2 protein-coding genes are annotated in these 3040 nt (G+C 67.9%); both read right to left on the bottom strand.

All coding sequences use genetic code 11. The features are described from left to right. Window positions 1-1394: condensation domain-containing protein (locus ACIQMX_RS42380; RefSeq protein ID WP_402487050.1), on the bottom strand; the 1394-nt coding region annotated here is incomplete at its 3' end. Beyond that, on the bottom strand, window positions 1391-3040 hold a 1650-nt coding region (locus ACIQMX_RS42375; RefSeq protein WP_402487048.1), incomplete at its 5' end, for a condensation domain-containing protein. The genes ACIQMX_RS42380 and ACIQMX_RS42375, both read right to left, overlap by 4 nt.

Genomic DNA, 3040 nt, shown 5'->3' with positions numbered 1-3040 from the left:
AGGGAGTGGATGGTCGCGGTGTCGGGGTAGGGGCCGGTGGCCCCGTTCCAGTCGACCAGGATCTCCTGCCGCTCCCGCACCGTCAGCATGTTCAGCTCCGCGATGCGCGCCGCGGGAGCCGCCACGACGGACTCCAGCAAGGTGCGCAGGTGACCGGCCATCCGCTCGATCGCCGCCGCGTCGAACTTGCTCCGGTCATAGACGAATCGGAACTCCAGGGCATTGCCCGACGATGCGACCAGGGTGAGCGGATAACCGGTGCGCTCCACGCAGTTGACCAGGCGGCGGGTCAGTCCCTCGGGAAAGTCCGACGGCTTCTGAACCACCGGATAGTTCTCGAAGACCAGGATGGACCGGAACAGCGGCTCCCCGCGGGCGATGCTGCTGTGCCTCTGAACATCGACCAGGTGGCAGTACTCCCACTGCCGCATCTCCAACTGCTCGTCCTGGAGGTCCCGCAGCCAGCTCGCGACTCCCATCTCACCCGTGAGCCGGCCGCGCACCGGCAGCGTGTTGATGAACAGCCCCATCATCGAGTCCACACTCGGCAGGTCGATCGAGCGGCCCGAGATGGTCGACCCGAACAGAACCTCGTCGCGGCGGCTGTAGCGGGAGAGCAGAATCGACCACAGCCCCTGCACCAGGGTGTTCATTGTGATCCGCTGGGACCGGGCGTAGTCACGGGCCTGCGCGAACAGGGCGGAGGAGGCGATCACTTCGAACTCCCCAACCCCCGTCTCCCCGGTGTCCCGGTCCACGTGCAGGTCGGTCGGCTCGGTGACCCCCGCCAGATACTTCGTCCAGAAATCGGCCGAGGCATCGCCCTGCTGGGCGCTGAGCCACTCGATGTAGCGGCGGTACGGAACGGGTTCCGGCAGGGCTGCGGTTGTGCCGTCGAGCAGGGCGCGGTAGAGGGCGAACAACTCCTTCTGGAGGATCTGAACGCTCCACCCGTCCAACAGGATGTGGTGGAACGACCAGACGACAAAGCGTCGTTCCTCTGCCGTCCGCAGCACGGTCACTCGGACCAGCGGCGCCCGCGACAGGTCGAACCCGCGCTCCCAGTCCTCCGCCAGGAAGGCGTCCAGTCGCTGTTCATGGTCGGGCAGGCCGCGCAGGTCCCGAATCGCGAAGGGCACGGGGGCCTGGCGCTGCACCACCTGCACCGGTTCCGACACACCCTCCCAGACGAACGCGCTCCGCAGGATCGAGTGCCGATCGACGAGCTGCTGCCACGCCTGTCCGAACCGTGCGTCGTCGAAGGGGCCTTCGACCTCTTCCGTCATCTGCACCATGTACGGGCGCGTGTCGGACGTGTCCTCCAGCGAGTGGTACAGCATCCCGAACTGCAGGGGCGAGAGCCCGTAGACGTCTTCCACGTTGTGCGTGCTCATATCGAGAACCTCTTCAGGATCGCGGCCATGTCGGTGTCACCGATGTCGGTGAGGGGAACGCCGGGCGTGGCCCGGCGGGAGTCGGCGGCGCCTTCGGCGCTGCCTGCGATCAGTGCTCGCAGGTGGCCGATCACTCCCGCGGCCAGCCGCTCGACGGTCTGCCGGTCGTGCAGCGACGTCGAGTAGCCGACGTACACCCCGAACGTGTCGCCCTCGACGGCCGCGGTCACGTCGAGGACGTTCCAGCGCATGCCGTCGGGACTGATCGAGTGGCCCTTGGGCTCGTTCGCGGGGGCGTACCGGCCGATGCCGGGGAGGTCCCGGCTGAACTGCCCCAGGTAGTTGAAGTTGACCTCCGGGACCGGCTGCCGGCCCAGGACGGACGCTACGTCGGGCGCCCCCAGATGACGCAGGATGCCGTAGCCGACGCCCTTGTTCGGGATCCGCTCCAGCTGTTCCTTGACGGAGTCGAGCGACGCAACCGGACCGGCGCCGGGCGCCAGCCGTAGCGCGACGGGGAACACGGACGTGAACCAGCCGACGGTACGCGACAGGTCGACGTCGGGAAACAGATCCTCGCGGCCGTGCCCCTCCAGACCGATCAAGGTCTCGTCGTCGCCGGTCCAGTCCCGCAGCGCCTGCGCGAGGGCGGTGAGCAGCGCGTCGTTGATCTGCGTGCTGAAGACGCGAGGTACGTCCCTCAGCAGCGCGCGTGTCTCGTCGGGTGTGAGGGTCACCGCGACGGTGGACCCGGAGCCGAGATCGTTGTGCCCGTCCCGGTCACGCGGAACCTGCCCGCCGGGCTTCGCCTCCGCCCAGTAGGCGAACTCGGCGCGTGCCGGCTCCGACTCCGCGAACGCGTGCAGCCGTTCCGCCCAGGCCCGGAAGGAGGTCGTCTTCGCCGGCAGCCGCGGTGCCTTGCCGGCGGCGCGCTGCTCGTAGCAACTGCCCAGGTCCTCCAGGAGGATCCGCCAGGACACACCGTCGACGACCAGGTGGTGTACGGCGATCAGCAACCGCTGGCCCCGCGTCGCCCCCAGCTCCAGCAGGGCGCACCGGATCAGAGGGCCCTTCGCCAGGTCGAGGCCTCGCTGGGTCTCCTCCGCGATCCCGAGCGACACCGAGTTCAGGGCGTCGGCGGCGATGTCGGACAGGTCGTGGACGTCGAGGATGCCTGTGTCCACCGGCTCGTCCAGGAACTGGCGCCAGCCGTCCTCGCCGCTCTCGCACCGCAGGCGCAGAGCGTCGTGGTGTTCGACCACGTCGGTCAGCGCCAGACGCAGGACATCGGGGTCCAAGGCGTCGGTGACCAGTAGCTCGGCCTGGTTGAAGTGGTCGAACGCAGGTAGTTCCTTCTCGAAGAACCAGTGCTGGATCGGCGTCAGAGGTACGTCGCCCACCACGCGTCCCTGCTCCGCGTCGACCAGCGTGGTCGCGCCGGCGTGGACCGCGATCTCGGCGATCGTCTGATGCTTGAAGATCATGCGTGGTGTGAGGTGCAGGCCGAACTTCTTCGCCCTGGCGATCATCTGGATGCTGATGATCGAGTCGCCGCCGAGCTCGAAGAAGTTGTCGTGGATGCCGATGGTGTCGATGCCGAGGATGTCGCCCCATATGGAGGCGAGTGTGCGTTCGGTGTTTGTGCG

This window comes from Streptomyces sp. NPDC091416, from assembly GCF_044756845.1.
GTDB lineage: Bacteria > Actinomycetota > Actinomycetes > Streptomycetales > Streptomycetaceae > Streptomyces.
Note: the sequence above shows the minus strand (reverse complement) of the source record. Positions and strands in the feature narration are given on the sequence as shown.